Genomic DNA, 17,784 nt, shown 5'->3' with positions numbered 1-17,784 from the left:
TCTGACCATGCACCGATCATGGAGCTACACGCCGCCGATGTTTGGGAGACACGCTCTAGACGTCCGAGCCCATCGGGGTCACGTCCCGGCTCGACACCAGCGCCGCGAGGCGATCGCCGATCGCCTGGGTGTGCCCGGTGGCACTGTGGTCGCGGGTCGCGAGGTCGAAGGCCACCGCGGCCTCGATCCGGCGCGCGGACTCCTGCTGGCCGACGTGGTCCAGCAGCAGCGCGACCGACAGCACCGCCGCCGTGGGGTCCGCGATGCCCTGGCCCGCGATGTCCGGCGCCGAGCCGTGCACCGGCTCGAACATGGACGGGTTGCGGCCGCTGGCGTCGATGTTGCCGCTGGCCGCGAGGCCGATGCCGCCGGTCACGGCCGCAGCGAGGTCGGTCAGGATGTCGCCGAACAGGTTGTCGGTGACGATCACGTCGAACCGGCTCGGGTCGGTGACCAGGTGGATCGTGGTGGCGTCGACGTGCTGGTAGGCGACCGAGACGTCCGGGTGCTCCAGCGACACCTCCTCGACGATCCGCGACCACAGCGCGCCCGCGAAGGTCAGCACGTTGGTCTTGTGCACCAGGGTCAGGTGCTTGCGCGGGCGGCGCTCGGCGCGGGTGAACGCGTCCCGCACCACCCGCTCCACGCCGAACGCGGTGTTCGTGCTGACCTCGGTGGCGATCTCGTGCGGGGTGTCCTTGCGGAGCAGACCGCCGGTGCCGACGTACGGGCCCTCGGTGCCCTCGCGCACGATGACCATGTCGATCTCGGCGTTGCCGGACAGGGGTCCGCGCACGCCCGGGTACAGCCGGGACGGGCGCAGGTTGACGTGGTGGTCCATCTCGAAGCGCAGCCGCAGGAGCAGCCCGCGCTCGAGGATGCCGCTGGGGACCGACGGGTCGCCGACGGCCCCGAGCAGGATCGCGTCGTGCTGCTGGAGCTCGGTGAGGACCGTCTCGGGCAGCAGCTCGCCGGTGGAGTGCCACCGGGCCGCGCCCAGGTCGTAGGTCGTCGTCTCGACGTCCGGGGAGACCTCGTTCAAGACCTTCAGGGCCTCGTCGATGACCTCCGGCCCGATGCCGTCGCCGGGAATGACCGCAAGGCGCATGCTGCTCGACTGTCCTCTCTCGCTACGGTCGCGACCGCGACCGGGGGGCGATCAGACGCTACTAGCCGAGACCGCCGTCCAACGCCGCCGTCCACCCCATCGGGGTCACCCGGGACGGTGAAGTAGTGCCACCCGGCACGCCGGCACCCGACCGACACACCCCCGAGTGGGTGCGATTGTGCGCCTCGCCCGCGACACGCCGGGACCCGGGGTCCCCGTGCGCAGTCGGGAACGCAGTCGGGAGCTCACCCGTTCGGTGGGTCCAGGAGGGCCGCTTGGGCGCCGACGGCGTTCTGCGGGAACACGACGAGCGCCGATCCGGCCGGTGCGGGCAGCCGCATGCCCGGATCGGCGGGCCCCGGCCACCCACCGTCGTCGGCCAGGGGGTCCCAGGGGTCCAGGTCGACCACGTCCACCGGCGCGGAGGGCTCCGCGCCGGGCGCGGTGACGTCGCTCGCCCCGTAGTCGCCCTCGACCAGGACCTGCATCCGCAGCGGCGCGGAGGCGGCGGCCGGGTCGATCCCGAGCGCCGCGAGCCGGACGGGCAGCACCCAGGTGCCGGTGTCGAAGACGTTCGAGTCCGTGTCGCCGTCGAGCCCGTTCACCGGGAGGCTGTCGACCTCCTGCGGCGCGGGGCCGCGCAGGTCCATGACCCGGGCGACCAGCACGTCGGTCTCGGGGACCTTGACCAACCCGACGGCGCGGTCGACGGCCCCGTCCCCGTCGACGTCGAACCCGACGGAGGGCACCGTGGTGGCGCCGACGTCGGGCAGGGAGCCCCACATGACCAGCGCGATCCCGAGGGTGTCGCCGGCGCGGGTGGCGCCCACCCAGCGGACGTCGCCGCCCCGGCCGGTCTCGCCGGTGACGCAGCCGACGGCCAGGCCGGGTGCGCAGGCGGGCAGCGCCGGGCTCGCGCCGAGCAGCCGGAAGACCCCGGCGCGCGAGCGGTAGGCCTCGGAGCCGGTGCCCTGGTCGACGCCCCGGCCCGCCAGGAGGACGGAGTCGCCGTCCCGGGTCGCGGTGAGCGTCGAGACGGGCTTGGCCGCCGAGGTGACCGGCACGCGGACCTCGCGACCGGCGGCGGTGAGCACGATCCGGCCGGAGGCGTCCGCGACGTACTGGCGCGGGCGGCCCTCCTGGGTCGGGCTCATCGTGGGGTCGAGGGTGCGGCGCAGGGCGTCGCCCCGCGCGGTGAGGGTGACGGTGACCCGGCCGGGCCCGGTGAGCGTGGTCGGCGAGACCGTGATCGCGACGCCGGGCATCGTGGTGATCGGTTCGTAGCGCAGGCCGGCCGCGCCACCGACCTCGACGGTTCTCGTCCGGGTGACGGTCTCGCCCGCGGGCACCTCCACCACTCCGAACCCGACGCCGACGGCACCCGGCAGGTCGGCGTCCCCGGCGAGCACCGGCGGGTCCAGCGCGGCCCGGGCGTCGACGCGGCCCGACCCGACGCGCATCGGAGCCATGAGCGCACGTGTCGTGCTCGCAGCGTCGTCCCCGGCGCCGAGCGGTTCCGCGTGGACGTCGACCGCCGTGGTCACGATCGCCGTCTTCACCTGGGCCGGCGTCCAGTCCGGGTGCGCCTCCCGCACCAACGCCGCGACGCCGGCGACGAACGGGCTCGCCATCGACGTCCCGCTCTCGGAGATCCGGCCCGTCCCCGTCCCCACGGCGGCGGACACGATCGTCTCCCCCGGTGCCCCGACGTCCGGCTTCACGCCCGGCCCGCGGGTGCCGCGCGCCGAGCTCGCGCTGATCGTGTCGGCGATCTCGGGGACCCGACGGGCGGCGGTCCCGGCGAGCGTGCCGTCCAGGTGCACCCGCAGCGACCCCGGCGACGGGCGCAGGGCGGCGGTCGACGCGGCGTCGAGCTGGAACATCGGGACGGTCGCGTTCCCGGCGATCCGGGTGTCGCCGGGGTCCTCCGCGGAGGCGAGCAGCACCCCCACCGCGCCCGCGGCGGCGGCGTTGTCGGCGCGGGTCGCGGACCCGCAGGCCCGCCCGCTCGCAGGCCACTCGAGCCAGGCGATCGCGCCCCGCACCCCGTCGAAGGGGGCACAACCCTCCCCGCCCACGGCGACGACCGGCGCGGTCACGTCCGGGACGCCGCGGAAGTCGACGCTGTAGAGCCCGCTCACCCGGGCGGGGCTCGGCGCGACGACGTCCGCGCCGTCGAGCAGCACGCCCGGGTCCCGGACGTTCGCCACGGCGATCACGCCGGGGGCGGTCGCGGGCGCCCCGGCGGCGTCGGTGACGTCCCCGCCGTTGCCCGCGGCGGCCACCACGGACACGCCTGCGTCGACGAGCCGGGTCGCGAAGTCGTTGACGGGGTCGTCGGCCGGGGCGAAGTCCGAGCCGAGCGACAGGTTGACGACGTCGAGGCGGTCGGAGAGGTCCCCGTCGCCGTTCGGGTCGAGGGCCCGGTCGAGGGCGAGCGGGGTGAGCGCGGTCGCGCCGTCGCAGCCGAACACCCGGATCGCGTAGAGCTCGGCCCGCGGAGCGGCTCCCGGGCCGATCCGCATCGCGTCGAGGGCCTCCGGGGTCAGCGCGGAGTAGTCGCCGGTGAACGTGCTGCCGTCCGCGTTCACGCCGAATCCGGCGGCGGTGCCCGCGACGTGTGTGCCGTGGCCCTCGCAGTCGAGCGGGTCGGCGTCCGGCTGTGGGACGGTGCGGGCGGGGTCCGGGCTCGCCGAGTCGTAGTCGTCGCCCGCGAGGTCGATCCCGCCCACGACCTTCGCTGTGGGGAAGGCGGGCGGCCGACGGAACGCCGCCACGGTCCCGGGGCCCCCGAAGTCCGCGTGGGTGTAGTCGATGCCGGTGTCGACGATCCCGATCCGCACGCCCGTCCCGAGCCTGCCGATGTCCTGCCAGGCCTTCAGGCTGCCCGCGAGCTGGGCCGCGGAGGCGTTGCCCGGCCGGGCGTCCGGGATCCGCCGGACGGAGCGGACGCCGGGGCTGCGGGCCAGCAGCGCGGCGGTGGCCGCGTCCGCGCGCACGGCGACGCCGGGGACCGCGTTGTGCGTGCGGTAGAGCTCGCGCTGCCCCTCGGCGCCGCGCAGCCGGCCGACGAGGTCGTCCACGCGCGCGTCGATCCGGGCACGGGTGCGCTGGATGATCTGGCGGGCCGGGTCGCGGCCCAGCGGGAGCGTGGCCTGCCAGTCGTCGACGGCGGCGGTGTCGTCCAGCTCGACGAACAGGTTCCCGACCGGGGCCGCGGGCAGGGCCTCCGCCGGGGTGACGCCGAGGAGCAGCAGCGCTCCCGTCACGACGCCCGCGCCGATCACCCTCCGCCACCGCGCGCCGTGCACCCGCCACTCCTTCCGTGGGCCGAGACGACTCGGCCCGCGGGAGGAACCTAGATCGGGAGACGCACGGTGAGCGGAGACCGCACCACATCGGGTGAGACACGGCCGGGTGTGACCGGCCCGGACGCACGAACGGCGCCCCCACCTGCTCGGGGCGCCGCTCGGGAGACGGGGGTCAGTCGTCGAAGCTGATCATGCGGGTGGTGCGGGCACCGACGGAGGCGCCGATCGGCTCCAGCACGCCCGGGTCGATCGCCCGGTCCACGCGCAGCAGCATGACCGCGTCCGCCCCGTCCGTGGTCTGGCTGATCTGGGCGGCCTCGATGTTCACCGCGGCCTCGCCCAGCAGCGAGCCGACCCGGCCCATGACACCCGGACGGTCCGCGTACTCGAGCAGCAGGACCTCGCCCTCGGCCCGCAGGTCGAAGTGCCGCCCGTTGACCTCGACGAGCTTCTCCACCTGCGCCCGGCCGGTCAGGGTGCCGGAGACGGTGACCGCCTCGCCGTCCGGCATGGCCGCGCGCAGCTGCACGACCGAGCGGTGGTTCTCCGACTCCGGGGCGGTGGTCAGCTCGACCGACACGCCCCGCTCGGCGGCCAGCGCCGGCACGTTGACGAAGGTGACCTGGTCCTCGACGACGTGGGTGAACACGCCCCGCAGGGCCGCGAGGCTCAGCACGGACACGTCCTCCGAGGCGAGCTCACCGGCCACGTCGACCGTGACCGAGCTCGGCAGCCGACCGGCGACGGCGTACAGCACGGTGCCCAGCTTCTGCACCAGCGGCAGCCACGGCCGGACCTCCTCACCGACGGCGCCGTTGATCTGCACGTTCACCGCGTCCGGCACGAACTCACCCGCCAGCGCGAGCTGCACCGAGCGCGCGACGTCCGTGCCCGCGCGGTCCTGCGCCTCGGTCGTCGACGCGCCCAGGTGGGGGGTGACGGTGATGTTCTCCAGCTCGAACAGCGGGCTGGAGGTGGTGGGCTCGGAGACGTAGACGTCCACGCCCGCCCCGCCGACATGCCCGGAGCGGACCGCCTCGGCGAGCGCGTCCTCGTCGATCAGGCCGCCGCGCGCGGCGTTGACGATGATCACACCCGGCTTGGTCAGCGCGAGCTGGTCCTTGCCGATCAGGCCGAGGGTCTCGGCGGTCTTCGGCAGGTGGATGGAGATGAAGTCGGCGACCTTGAGCAGGTCCTCGAGGCCGAGCAGCTCGATGCCGAGCTGGGCGGCGCGGGCCGGGGCGACGTACGGGTCGTAGGCGACCAGCTTGACGTCGAACGCCGCGAGCCGCTGCGCGACCAGCTGGCCGATCTTGCCCAGGCCGACCACGCCGACCGTCTTGCCCTGCAGCTCGACGCCGCCGTACTGCGAGCGCTTCCACTGCCCCTGGCGCAGCGACGCGTCCGCCGCCGGGATGTGCCGGGCGGTGGCGAGCAGCAGCGCGACCGCGTGCTCCGCCGCCGAGACGATGTTCGACGTGGGCGCGTTCACGACCATGACGCCGCGCGCGGTGGCGGCGGGGACGTCGACGTTGTCCAGGCCCACGCCGGCCCGCGCGACGACCTTCAGCCGGGTCGAGGCGGCGAGCGCCTCGGCGTCCACCTTGGTCGCCGAGCGCACCAGCAGCGCATCGGCATCGGCGATCGCCGCGAGCAGCGCCGGGCGGTCCGTGCCGTCCACGTGGCGGATCTCGACATCGGAGCCGAGCAACTCCACGGCGGAGGGCGCGAGCTTCTCCGCGAGCAGGACGACGGGACGGGTGGCGGCTGCGGTACTCACGATGCTCCACTGCTCGACGGACGGGTCGGACCTGATTCTAGGAGGCCGCACCGGCAGGTCTCCCCCGGGCGTGGTGCAGCCGATACCACGACCCGGTCACCGCCGGGTGAACTGTGACTCGGACCGGGTGCTCCGTTCCGCACGCCTCGCTCAGGCCGCGACCGCGGCGCGCTCCGCGAGCAGCTCGAAGGAGCGGTACCAGCCCTCGCGGTCGATGACCGGGCAGGCCACGACCAGCTCGTCGATCCCGACGCGGCCTGCGAAGTCCTCCAGCCACGTCTGCACGGTCTCCGGGGTGCCGACGGCGGTGTAGCGCATCATCCCGAGGATCTGCCGCCCGGACGGGGTGGACAGGATCGCCTCGGCCTCGGCGTCCGTCAGGGTGCTGCCGCGGCGGGAGAGGAACAGCTTGACCCGGGCGATCCGGGCCCGGCGCTGCCGCTCGGCGGCCTCCTCCGCGGTGTCCGCGGCGATGACGTTGACGCCGGCGAGCACCCGGGGCTCGGCGAGCTGCGCCGACGGCCGGAACTCCTGCCGGTAGGTCGCGACGGCCTGCTCGAGGGCCTCGGGCGCGAAGTGCGAGGCGAACGCGTAGGGCAGCCCGAGGACCGCGGCGACCTGGGCGCCGTAGAGCGAGGACCCGAGGATGTAGAGGGGCACGTTCGTGCCCCGGCCCGGGTAGGCGTCGACGCCGTCGACCAGCGAGTGGTCACCCAGGAACGCCTGCAGCTCCTGGACGTCCTGCGGGAACGTCTCCGACGCCCGCGGGTCCCGGCGCAACGCCCGGAAGGTGTTCTGGTCGGTGCCCGGCGCGCGGCCCAGCCCCAGCTCGATGCGGCCCGGGAACAGCTCGGCGAGGGTGCCGAACTGCTCCGCGACCTGCAGCGGCGAGTGGTTCGGCAGCATGACGCCGCCCGCGCCTAGGGTGATCGTCGACGTCTGCGAGGCGACGTGCCCGATCAGCACGCTGGTGGCCGAGGACGCGATCGACCGCATGTTGTGGTGCTCGGCGTACCAGATCCGCCGGTAGCCCCACCGCTCCGCGCGCTGCGCCAGCCCGACGCTCGCCTCCAGCCCCTCCCGCACGCTCTCCCCCTCGGCGACGGTGGCCAGGTCGAGGATGTTCAACGGGGGCAGGGACACGGTAGGCACCTCTCACGATCGGGATCACTCCCTCGTGCCAACACGAGAGCCCCCGCTCCTCTTCCCCGCCCGCACGCACGTCCCCGAACGCACCCACCCCGAACGCACGAACGGCACTCTCGTGCGGACCTACCGCACAAGAGTGCCGTTCGTGCGCAAGAAGTGGGGGCTACTTGGCCTTCTCGCCCACCCAGCTCATCAGGCCGCGGAGCTTCTCGCCGACCTGCTCGATCGGGTGCTCGGCACCCTCCTTCTGCAGGCGGGTGAAGTTCGGGCGGCCCGCCTCGTCCTCGGCGACCCACTCGTTCGCGAAGGTGCCGTCCTGGATCTCGCCCAGGATCTTCTTCATCTCCGCCTTGGTCGCGGCGTTGACCACGCGCGGGCCGCGGGTGAGGTCGCCGTACTCGGCGGTGTCGGAGATGGAGAAGCGCTCGTTGGCGATGCCGCCCTCGTACATGAGGTCGACGATCAGCTTGAGCTCGTGCAGGCACTCGAAGTACGCGATCTCGGGGGCGTAGCCCGCCTCGGTGAGCACCTCGAAGCCGGTCTGGACCAGGGCCGCGGCGCCGCCGCAGAGGACGGCCTGCTCGCCGAACAGGTCGGTCTCGGTCTCCTCCTTGAAGGTGGTCTCGATGACGCCCGCGCGGGCGCCGCCGATCCCGGCCGCGTAGGAGAGCGCGATGGCCTTGGCGTTCCCCGACGGGTCCTGCTCGACCGCGATGAGCGCGGGGACGCCCTTGCCGTCCACGTACTGGCGGCGGACCAGGTGGCCCGGGCCCTTGGGCGCGATCATGATGACGTCGACGTCCGCCGGGGCCTTGATCAGGTCGTAGCGGATGTTGAAGCCGTGGCCGAAGGCGAGCACGTCGCCGCTCTTGAGGTTCGGTGCGATGTCCTCGGCGTAGATGAAGCGCTGCTTCGTGTCCGGCGCGAGGATCATGATCAGGTCGGCCCAGGCGGAGACCTCGGCCGGGGTGAGCACCTCGAGGCCCTCGTCGGTCGCCTTCTGCCTGCTCTTCGACCCCTCGGGCAGGCCGATCTTCACCTCGACACCGGAGTCACGGAGCGACAGCGCGTGCGCGTGCCCCTGCGAGCCGTAGCCGATCACCGCGACCTTGCGGCCCTGGATGATCGACAGGTCGGCGTCGTCGTCGTAGTAGATGTTGACACTCATGACGGGTGGTGAATCCTCTCCAAGGGGGTACTGCAGAAGTATCGATGTCGATGCTCGGACCCTGACGAGCAGGTCCTCAGCGAGCGGTGGCGGCGGTGATGCTCCGGGGTCCGCGGCCGACGGCCACCATCCCGGACTGCACCAGCTCACGGACACCGTAGGGCTCCAGCATCCGGAGCAGGGCGTTCAGCTTGTCCATCGTCCCGGTGGCCTCGATCGTGAGCGCCTCGGGCGCCACGTCGACCACCTTGGCGCGGAACAGCGTCACGGTCTCCAGGACCTGGCTGCGCACGCCCGCGTCGGCGCGCACCTTGACGAGCATCAGCTCCCGCTGCACCGAGGCGGCGGGCTCCAGCTCGACGATCTTGATGACGTTGATCAGCTTGTTGAGCTGCTTGGTCACCTGCTCCAGCGGGAAGTCCTCGACCGACACGACGATCGTCATCCGGGAGATCCCGGGGGTCTCGGTCTGCCCGACGGCGAGTGAGATGATGTTGAACCCGCGCCGGGAGAACAGCCCCGACACCCGGGCCAGCACGCCGGGCTTGTCCTCGACGAGGACGGACAGCGTGTGCGTCTCGGTCATTCGGAGGCACCTTCCCCGAGCGCGCGCTCGGTGACCGCGTCGATCTCGTCGACGCCCGCCACCAGCTCGTCGCCCTCGAACAGCGGCCGGATGGTCCGGGCCGCCATGATCTCGTCGTTGCCGGTGCCCGCGGCGACCATCGGCCACACCTGCGCATCGGCCCCGACCGTGAAGTCGATGACGACGGGCTGGTCGTTGATCTCCATCGCCTGCCGGATGACGCGGTCGACGTCGTCCTTCGACTCCGCCCGCAGCCCGACGCAGCCCATCGCCTCGGCGAGGAGCTTGAAGTCCGGGATGCGGTGCTTGTGCGTGCCGAGGTCGGTGTTGGAGTAGCGCTTCTCGTAGAACAGCGTCTGCCACTGCCGGACCATGCCCAGGTTGCCGTTGTTGATCACGGCGACCTTGATCGGGATGCCCTCGATCGCGCAGGTCGCCAGCTCCTGGTTGGTCATCTGGAAGCAGCCGTCGCCGTCGATGGCCCACACGACCTTGTCCGGCGCGCCCGCCTTGGCGCCCATGGCGGCGGGCACCGCGTAGCCCATCGTCCCGAGCCCACCGGAGTTGAGCCAGGTCCGCGGGTTCTCGTACTTGACGAACTGGGCCGCCCACATCTGGTGCTGCCCGACGCCCGCCGTGTAGATCGCCTCCGGCCCGGCGATCGCGCCGATCCGCTCGATGACGTACTGGGGGGAGAGCGAGCCGTCGTCCGGCCAGTCGTAGCCCAGCGGGAAGGTGGAGCGCCAGTCGTCGAGCCGGGCCCACCACTCGGTCAGGTCCGTGAGCTGCTCGCCCCGGACGGCCTCGATCAGCTCGACCAGGATCTCCTTCGCGTCCCCGACGATCGGCACGTCCGCCCGCCGGTTCTTCGAGATCTCCGCCGGGTCGATGTCCGCGTGCACGATCTTCGCGTGAGGCGCGAAGCTCGACAGCTGACCGGTGACCCGGTCGTCGAACCGGGCGCCGAGGGCGATGAGCAGGTCCGACTTCTGCATCGCGCCGACGGCCGCGACGGTGCCGTGCATGCCGGGCATCCCGACGTGCTGCGGGTGGCTGTCCGGGAACACGCCGCGCGCCATCAGCGTGGTGACGACCGGGATGTTCGTGAGCTCGGCGAGCTCCATCAGCTCGGCGGCCGCCTCGGCCTTGAGCACGCCGCCGCCGACGTAGAGGACCGGCTTGCGTGCCGCGGCGATCAGCTTCGCCGCCTCGCGGATCTGCTTGCCGTGCGGACGGGTGGTGGGCCGGTAGCCGGGGAGCTTCAGCTCCGGCGGCCAGGAGAACGTGGTCTGCGCCTGCTGCACGTCCTTGGGGATGTCCACCAGCACCGGGCCGGGTCGGCCCGTGGATGCCAGGTGAAAGGCCTCGGCGATCGCCCGCGGGATCTCCGCCGGGTCGGTCACCAGCATGTTGTGCTTGGTCACCGGCATGGTGATGCCGGTGATGTCGGCCTCCTGGAAGGCGTCCGTGCCGATCAGCGGCTTGGCCACCTGCCCCGTGATCGCGACGACCGGGACGGAGTCCATGTGGGCGTCCGCCAGCGGCGTGATCAGGTTCGTGGCACCCGGACCGGACGTGGCCATGCAGACCCCGACCTTGCCGGTGGCCTGCGCGTACCCGGTCGCGGCGTGGCCGCCGCCCTGCTCGTGCCGGACGAGCACGTGCCGGACGGTCGTCGAGTCGAGCAGCGGGTCGTAGGTCGGCAGGATGGTCCCGCCGGGGATCCCGAAGACGATCTCGCAGCCGATGGACTCCAGCGAGCGGACGATGGACTGGGCTCCCGTGACCTGCTCGGGGCCGGATCGCGGCCCCGGGACGGTGCTGTTCGGGGTGCTGCTGCTCTCCGCGCGCTCGTGGCGTACGGGCGAGTCGCTGCGCTGGCCCGGGGCGCCGGTCGGGCGTCCCGTGGCCACTCCGGTGCGTCCCGGCGGCGGTGCCGGTTTCGGTCCCGGGGTGCCGGGACGGGGAGTTGCGGTGGTCATTCGAATGCCTCACTGGAGGGGGGCCGGACATGAAAAAACCCCCGTCGCCTGGACCAGGCGGGACGAGGGTGGCGCGTCAGGTGTCCGAGTACTCGAAAGCCTCAGGCGGTGACGCGCCTGGGAATTACGAGGAGTCGGAGGCCGGACATGCCGCAGAAGTTAGCACGGCCGCAACACGTGGCGTCAATCGGTTGGGACGGGTCGTCCCGGATCGTGGGAGAACCCGCCCCGTGCCGACTCAGAACGGCACCTCCGTGGCCAGCAGGCCGGTGCCCCGTTCCCGCAGGCTGACGGCCCGACAGAACTCCGATGCGTCCAGCTCCAGCAGCGGGCCGGACTGGCCGATCTCCCACCGTCCGCCCGCGGGTCCACTCAGCACGAGCGTGCACGGCGCCCCGTGCCTGCCCGCCCACTCCGCGACGACGTCCGCGACCAGCACTCCGTCGTGGTCCGGGGTCAGGACGGGCTCGCGACCGACCGCGCGGCAGGTGTCCATCCGGTGCATCCACAGGTCCCGGGTGAGAATCGTGTCCAGCAGGTACCCCAGGCTCCACGGCTCGCTCGCCCCACCCTCCAGGGTGATCGCGCCGATCGGCACCGCCCGCATCGGCGCGGGCCTGCGGCGCCTGCCCTCCGCCGCCCGCGGCGCGACCTCGGCGAACCGGGCGACGATGTCCGCGGCCGTCATGCCCGCCCGGTCGGCGACCTGACGGGCCGTCATCCGGTCGGTCGCACTGCCGCCTCCCCCGTCGCGGCGCATCTCGCGCAGCGACGCGAGGTGCTCGCGCATCATCCGCACGACCGAGGCCCCGTTCTCGGCCATGCCGAGGTTGTGGGCGGCCATCGCCCGCACGTCCCAGCCGGGGCACTCGGTGGGCCGCGACCAGTCCGCCGGATCCAGCGAGCGGAGCAGGTCGAGGTACCGGTCGTACTCGGTGGCGGCCAGCCGGGCGGCCGTCGCGTGGTCGAGTGTGGAGCGGCGGACGGACGGGCGCGAGGGTGCCGTGGTGGTCATGGGTCCTCCCGTGGAGTGGTGGTGGGCAGGCCGAGGTCGTCGGCCAGCAGGTCGACCAGCCGGCCGAGCAGCCGGGTGTAGCGGTCTCCGCCGGGGTCGTTGGACCACTGCGCGGCCACCACTCCCCCGACGGCGGCGACGAAGAGGTCCACGTCCGCCTCGGCGAGCGCGACCCCCTGCAGCGCCCGGAACCGGCCGACCATGCGCTCCATCGCCCGCTGCGACGGCGCGTAGCTCTCCGGACTGGGGGTGAAGTCCGGGATCACGCGCTGGTCCATGAGCTGGTGGCGGGGCAGGTCGGCGAGGGCGAAGTCCACGTAGAACCGGGCGATCCCGTGCACGGCCGCGCGAGGGTCCGCGGGCAGCTCCAGCGCGGCGAACCGCTCGTCGAACTCCGACCAGGCCTGGCGGAACATCGCGTCGTAGAGGGCGTGCTTGGAGGCGAAGTGCGTGTAGAGCGACGGCGGTCGCATGCCCACCCGGTCGGCGACGGCCCGCAGCGTCAACCCGCCCAGGCCGTCCCGGCGCGCGACCTCCCACGCGGCGGCCAGGACCTCCCGACGCGCGGCGGCGCGCCGCCGGTCCTGCCACGTCTGCGTCGGAGTTCCTAACATGGTTAGGCATCATGCTCCTGATCAGCGATGATGTCTATCAGCACCGCTCGAAAGGAGCAGTGCCGCGCGGAGGTGGGACGATCGAGGGGTGAGCGGAGAGCAGAAGTCCAAACCGGGCGTCGCGGAGGGCCGCGTGTCGGCGGCGGATCCCGTCGCCCGCGGCGAGGTGCCCGCCCGGCTGGTGTTCCGGGCGTCCCCGTTGGCGCTGGCGGCGGTGGCGTTCCTCCTGGTCGCGGCGATCCCGTTCGCGTTCGGCGCGCCGTGGCTGTGGCTGATCTACGTCGTCCCGCTCGCGCTGGGGTACGGGATCGTGCGGATGCGCACCGTGGTCGATGCGGAGTCCGTCACCGCTCGTCGGCTGTTCGGCTCGAGGCGCGTACCGTGGTCGGAGATCAGCTCGCTGCGGCTGGGCCCACGAACCCGGGTCGGCGCGGTGCTGAAGGACGGGTCCGAGCTACCACTCCCGACCGTCCACGTCCGCGATCTGTCCGCGCTGGCCGCCGTCTCCGGCGGCAGGCTGCCCGACCCGGCTGGAGAGTAGAACGATGCCGGCCCTTCGTTCCCGAGTGACCACCCACGGCCGCAACGCCGCCGGTGCCCGTTCCCTGTGGCGCGCCACGGGCATGGGCGACGGCGACTTCGGCAAGCCGATCGTCGCGATCGCCAACTCCTACACCCAGTTCGTGCCCGGCCACGTGCACCTCAAGGACATGGGCGACCTGGTCGCCTCGGCGATCACCGCCGCGGGCGGGGTGGCGCGCGAGTTCAACACCATCGCCGTGGACGACGGCATCGCCATGGGCCACGGCGGGATGCTGTACTCGCTGCCCTCGCGCGAGGTCATCTCGGACGCCGTCGAGTACATGGTCAACGGCCACGCCGCGGACGCCCTGGTCTGCATCTCCAACTGCGACAAGATCACCCCGGGCATGCTCAACGCCGCCATGCGGCTCAACATCCCCACCGTGTTCGTCTCGGGCGGGCCGATGGAGGCGGGCAAGGCCGTCGTCGTCGGCGGCGTGGCGCAGGCCCCGACCGACCTGATCACCGCGATCTCCGCCTCGGCGTCGCCGAACGTGGACGAGGACGGGCTCGCCGCCGTCGAGCGGTCGGCCTGTCCCACCTGCGGCTCCTGCTCCGGCATGTTCACCGCGAACTCGATGAACTGCCTCACCGAGGCCCTCGGGCTCTCGCTGCCCGGCAACGGCTCCACGCTGGCCACGCACTCCGCGCGGCGCGAGCTGTTCCTGGAGGCCGGCCGCACGGTCATGCGGCTGTGCGAGCGCTGGTACGGGGAGGACGACGAGTCGGCCCTGCCGCGCAGCATCGCCACGAAGCAGGCGTTCGAGAACGCGATGGCGCTCGACGTGGCGATGGGCGGGTCCACCAACACCGTCCTGCACATCCTCGCCGCGGCGCAGGAGGGCGAGGTCCCCTTCACCCTGGCGGACATCGACGCGATCTCGCGTCGGGTGCCGTGCCTGTCGAAGGTCTCGCCCAACTCGGACTACCACATGGAAGACGTCCACCGGGCAGGCGGAATCCCCGCCATCCTCGGTGAGCTGTGGCGGGCCGGGCTGCTCAACACCGAGGTCCACACCGTGCACTCGCCGTCGCTGGCGGAGTGGCTGAACGAGTGGGACATCCGCGCCGAGTCGCCGTCGGAGACCGCGGTCGAGCTGTTCCACGCCGCCCCCGGCGGAGTCCGCACCACCGAGGCGTTCTCCACGTCGAACCGCTGGTCCTCACTGGACACGGACGCGGCGGGCGGCTGCATCCGGGACCTGGAGCACGCCTACACCGTCGAGGGCGGGCTGGCCGTGCTGCGCGGCAACCTCGCCGAGAACGGCGCCGTGATCAAGACCGCGGGCGTGCCCGAGGAGGTCTGGCACTTCGAGGGCCCGGCGCTGGTCGTCGAGAGCCAGGAGGAGGCCGTGTCGGTCATCCTCACCAAGCAGATCAAGCCCGGGGACGTGCTCGTCGTCCGCTACGAGGGTCCCGCGGGCGGGCCGGGGATGCAGGAGATGCTGCACCCCACGGCCTTCCTCAAGGGCGCGGGCCTGGGCGCGAAGTGCGCGCTGGTCACCGACGGCCGCTTCTCCGGCGGCTCCTCCGGCATCTCCGTGGGCCACATCGCCCCCGAGGCCGCCGCGGGCGGGGTCATCGGCCTGGTCGAGAACGGCGACCGGGTCGTGATCGACGTCCGCGAACGCGTCCTCCGCATCGACGTGTCCGACGAGGTCCTCGCCGAACGCCGCGCGAAGATGGACGCGAGCGAACGCCCCTGGACCCCGCGCGACCGCGACCGAGTCGTCAGCAAGGCACTTCGCGCCTACGCCGCCATGGCGACGAGCGCGGACACCGGCGCCGTCCGCCACGTCCCCTGACCCACCCGCCGAGATGAGCCTCGGTGTCGTTCGGAGCATGATCGAACAGCACTGAGGTTCACCTCGGCACGCGGGTAGCGTCGTCGCCATGAGTCTTCCGACCCGCACCCTCGGAGAGCTGACCGTGTCGGCCCAGGGTCTCGGCTGCATGGGCATGTCCCAGAGCTACGGCGCAGGCAACGACACCGAGTCGATCGCGACGATCCACCGCGCCCTGGACCTCGGGGTCACGCTGCTGGACACCGCGAACGTCTACGGCGGCGGGGTGAACGAGGAGCTCGTCGGCCGCGCGATCGCCGACCGCCGGGACGAGGTGGTGCTCGCCACCAAGTTCGGCATCGTCTGGCAGGACGGCGTCCAGACCGCCCGTGGCGACGCCGCGTACGTCACGCAGTGCTGCGACGAGTCGCTGGCCCGCCTCGGCGTGGACCACATCGACCTCTACTACCAGCACCGCGTGGACCACGAGCGGGTCGAGGAGACCTGGGGCGCCCTCGCCGAGCTCGTCGAGGCGGGCAAGATCCGGTACGCCGGGATCTCCGAGGCGGGCGCGGCCACGATCCGCCGGGCGCACGCCGTGCACCCGGTCACCGCGCTGCAGAGTGAGTGGTCGCTGTGGACCCGCGACATCGAGCCCGAGGTCGCACCGACGTGCGCGGAGCTGGGCATCGGGATCGTGCCGTTCTCCCCGCTCGGCCGCGGCTTCCTGACGGGCTCGATCACCTCCGCGAGCCAGCTCGGCGAGGGCGACATGCGGGCGAACCTGCCGCGCTTCGAGGGCGACAACCTGGCCGCGAACCTGCGGATCGTCGAGACCGTGAAGGCGCTCGCCGAGAAGCGCGGCGTGACCGCCGGACAGCTCGCGCTCGCGTGGGTACAGGCGAAGGGCGAGCACGTCGTGCCGATCCCGGGCACCAAGCGGCGCACCTACCTCGAGCAGAACGTCGAGGCGGCCACCCTGGAGCTGAGCGCCGAGGAGATCACCGAGCTGGACGCCGTCGGGGCGGGTGTGGTCGGCGACCGCTACCCCGAGGCCCTGCAGCGCACCGTCGGCCGCTGACCCTCCTGCTCCACGAAGCGCCTCCTGAAGGCGCTGCGCCTCGGCGATCCCGCCCGGGGGGCGGACCTGATCGTGCGACTCGCCGTCCATCCCGCCTTCGCGGGGCGCACCGGAGGCGCGGCGCGCGCTTCGGGAGGCCACCGAGCGCCTCGTCGCCTGACGGCGCCCCGGTTCAGCCCCGCCGAGCCCGCAGCGCGGGGCCGAGGCGGGACAGGGCGGCCGCGGTCTCTCCGACCATCTCCGCCACGCGGTCCGCACCGAGGTGGTCGGCGGCGAAGCCCAGATACTGGATGTGCACGTGCGCCCGGGCCCACTCCCGTTCGACCGCCTCCAGCGGGCCCTCCGGGAGCTCCGCGCGGTAGGCTCCGAGGTCGACCGGGCCCTGCGCCCGCAGCACCGCGAGATCCAGGCCCGCGGGGGCGACGCGGGCGTTGCCCCAGTCGATCACGGTGTCACCCAACAGGTTCCCGCGGTGCGGGTCGCCGTGGCAGAGCGTCCTCGGCAGCACGGCGAGGGCCTCGCGGATCCGCGCGTCGCCCGCCCACCCCCCGACCAGCGCCGCCGCCTCGCCGTACACCGGTTCGCCGGTGCGGGCGGCCCCGCCGCGCAGGGCGGTCACGGTCCGCTCGCACAGCGCCGTCCACCAGGCGGCGTCGACGACGGGGATCCCCCGGGGTCGGTTGCGCGCCCAGTGCCGGTGCACCCGCGCGAGGGTCCGCAGCACCTCCGTCGACACCTCGCCGGTCGACGCGCCCTCGACCCAGCCCACCACCAGCGGTTCGGGGGCGAGGAGCCGCGGCACACGGGCCCCGTCGACCACACCGACCGCCCGCAGCGCGGCCACCTCCACCGGCTCGGCCCGCTTGACCACGACGGACACCTCGCGGCCGTCGACGACCAGGTCGACGCGCTCCACGCCCCCCGATGCGTAACCGCCGGACAGCGGAGCCCGCCCGACGATCTCCGCGGGACCGCCCAGCCGCCGCCCGACGGCCGAGAGCCAGCTCACCCGCGGGGGCGGGCTCACCTCAGCCCGTACAGCACACCCAGCGCGACGGCCGCCCCGACGACCAGGAACAACGTGGCCCACGGCAGCGGGCGGCGCTGCCAGGTCCGGCCGCTGTCCAGCGCGATCCGGCCCGCCCCGACGAACAGCAGCGCCGCGGCCCCGGACGCCATCGCGACGTCCAGCTCCAGGGCGTTCACCGCCTCGGCGGCGAAGAACGGGCCGCCCCACTTCACGGTGATCGCCACGGCCTTGACCGCGAGCAGCCCGGCCGCGGCGAGCGGGGTGAAGAGCCCCAGCACCAGCAGCGCGCCGAGGATCAGCTCGCCGAACCCGAGTGCCCAGGCCAGCGTGGAGGCCTGCGTGAAGCCGTAGCCCGCGATGATCGAGGTGGTCTGGCCGAGGCCGAGCCCGCCCCACAGCCCGAACACCTTCTGCACGCCGTGGGCCAGGAACAGCCCGCCGATGCCCAGCCGGAGCAGCAGCATGCCGACGTCCGCGCCGGTGTTCCAGGCGACGGGGCGCCGGTTCTCCTTCGTCGCCGCGGGCGGCTGCGTCCCGCCGAGGCTGCCGATGTCGAACTGCCGCGTGGGGTCGCTCATGACCGTCAGCGTATCG

The 17,784-nt window shown here is 73.1% G+C and carries 14 protein-coding genes; 3 read left to right on the top strand and 11 right to left on the bottom strand.

What is annotated here, in order from left to right:
• Window positions 1-55: 55 nt before the first annotated feature.
• The 9 genes from ABD993_RS25610 to ABD993_RS25570 all read right to left on the bottom strand — a co-directional run bounded on the left by ABD993_RS25610 (window position 56) and on the right by ABD993_RS25570 (window position 12,713).
• Complete coding sequence (locus ABD993_RS25610; protein ID WP_345423617.1) at window positions 56-1,108, bottom strand: 3-isopropylmalate dehydrogenase; 1,053 nt, start codon at window positions 1,106-1,108, stop codon at window positions 56-58.
• A 245-nt stretch (window positions 1,109-1,353) separates the two neighbouring features.
• Window positions 1,354-4,419 carry a S8 family peptidase gene (locus ABD993_RS25605; protein ID WP_345423614.1) on the bottom strand — a complete coding sequence of 1,022 codons (3,066 nt, stop codon included), beginning with the start codon at window positions 4,417-4,419 and terminating at the stop codon, window positions 1,354-1,356.
• Between the two features lie 172 nt (window positions 4,420-4,591).
• Complete coding sequence (serA, locus tag ABD993_RS25600; protein WP_345423612.1) at window positions 4,592-6,199, bottom strand: phosphoglycerate dehydrogenase; 1,608 nt, start codon at window positions 6,197-6,199, stop codon at window positions 4,592-4,594.
• 150 nt (window positions 6,200-6,349) lie between these two features.
• Window positions 6,350-7,342 carry an LLM class flavin-dependent oxidoreductase gene (locus ABD993_RS25595; protein WP_345423610.1) on the bottom strand — a complete coding sequence of 331 codons (993 nt, stop codon included), beginning with the start codon at window positions 7,340-7,342 and terminating at the stop codon, window positions 6,350-6,352.
• A 169-nt stretch (window positions 7,343-7,511) separates the two neighbouring features.
• Window positions 7,512-8,516, bottom strand: a complete 1,005-nt coding sequence (gene ilvC / locus ABD993_RS25590; protein WP_345423607.1) for a ketol-acid reductoisomerase — start codon at window positions 8,514-8,516, stop codon at window positions 7,512-7,514.
• Window positions 8,517-8,592: 76 nt separating this feature from the next.
• On the bottom strand, window positions 8,593-9,102 hold the full coding sequence (gene ilvN / locus ABD993_RS25585) for an acetolactate synthase small subunit (protein WP_345423604.1): 510 nt from the start codon (window positions 9,100-9,102) through the stop codon (window positions 8,593-8,595).
• On the bottom strand, window positions 9,099-11,084 hold the full coding sequence (locus ABD993_RS25580) for an acetolactate synthase large subunit (protein ID WP_345423601.1): 1,986 nt from the start codon (window positions 11,082-11,084) through the stop codon (window positions 9,099-9,101). The genes ilvN and ABD993_RS25580 overlap by 4 nt, the downstream gene beginning before the upstream one ends.
• A gap of 238 nt (window positions 11,085-11,322) precedes the next feature.
• The gene (locus ABD993_RS25575) at window positions 11,323-12,099 is read right to left on the bottom strand and encodes a maleylpyruvate isomerase family mycothiol-dependent enzyme (protein WP_345423598.1); all 777 of its coding nucleotides are present in this window, start codon (window positions 12,097-12,099) and stop codon (window positions 11,323-11,325) included.
• Window positions 12,096-12,713 carry a TetR/AcrR family transcriptional regulator gene (locus ABD993_RS25570; RefSeq protein ID WP_345423595.1) on the bottom strand — a complete coding sequence of 206 codons (618 nt, stop codon included), beginning with the start codon at window positions 12,711-12,713 and terminating at the stop codon, window positions 12,096-12,098. Before ABD993_RS25570 ends, ABD993_RS25575 begins: the two co-directional genes overlap by 4 nt.
• 88 nt (window positions 12,714-12,801) lie before the next feature.
• Here ABD993_RS25570 and ABD993_RS25565 point away from each other — a divergent pair, with 88 nt between their 5' ends.
• From ABD993_RS25565 to ABD993_RS25555, 3 genes are all read left to right on the top strand, one after another.
• Window positions 12,802-13,254, top strand: coding sequence for a PH domain-containing protein (locus ABD993_RS25565; RefSeq protein WP_345423592.1), 453 nt, complete (start codon window positions 12,802-12,804; stop codon window positions 13,252-13,254).
• A 4-nt stretch (window positions 13,255-13,258) separates the two neighbouring features.
• Complete coding sequence (ilvD, locus tag ABD993_RS25560; protein WP_345423589.1) at window positions 13,259-15,100, top strand: dihydroxy-acid dehydratase; 1,842 nt, start codon at window positions 13,259-13,261, stop codon at window positions 15,098-15,100.
• A gap of 88 nt (window positions 15,101-15,188) precedes the next feature.
• Window positions 15,189-16,160, top strand: coding sequence for an aldo/keto reductase (locus ABD993_RS25555; protein ID WP_345423586.1), 972 nt, complete (start codon window positions 15,189-15,191; stop codon window positions 16,158-16,160).
• 172 nt (window positions 16,161-16,332) lie between these two features.
• Here ABD993_RS25555 and ABD993_RS25550 read toward each other — a convergent pair whose 3' ends face one another.
• Both ABD993_RS25550 and ABD993_RS25545 read right to left on the bottom strand, forming a co-directional pair.
• Window positions 16,333-17,187 (bottom strand): phosphotransferase, encoded by an 855-nt coding sequence (locus ABD993_RS25550; protein ID WP_345423583.1) that lies wholly within the window; start codon window positions 17,185-17,187, stop codon window positions 16,333-16,335.
• Window positions 17,184-17,768: a DoxX family protein gene (locus ABD993_RS25545; protein ID WP_345423580.1), complete on the bottom strand. Its 585-nt coding sequence runs from the start codon at window positions 17,766-17,768 to the stop codon at window positions 17,184-17,186. The genes ABD993_RS25550 and ABD993_RS25545 overlap by 4 nt, the downstream gene beginning before the upstream one ends.
• Window positions 17,769-17,784 lie beyond the last annotated feature (16 nt).

The organism is Pseudonocardia xishanensis (assembly GCF_039541715.1).
Taxonomy (GTDB): domain Bacteria; phylum Actinomycetota; class Actinomycetes; order Mycobacteriales; family Pseudonocardiaceae; genus Pseudonocardia; species Pseudonocardia xishanensis.
The sequence above is the reverse complement of the archived record's forward strand: the minus strand, read 5'-3'. Positions and strand labels throughout refer to the sequence as shown.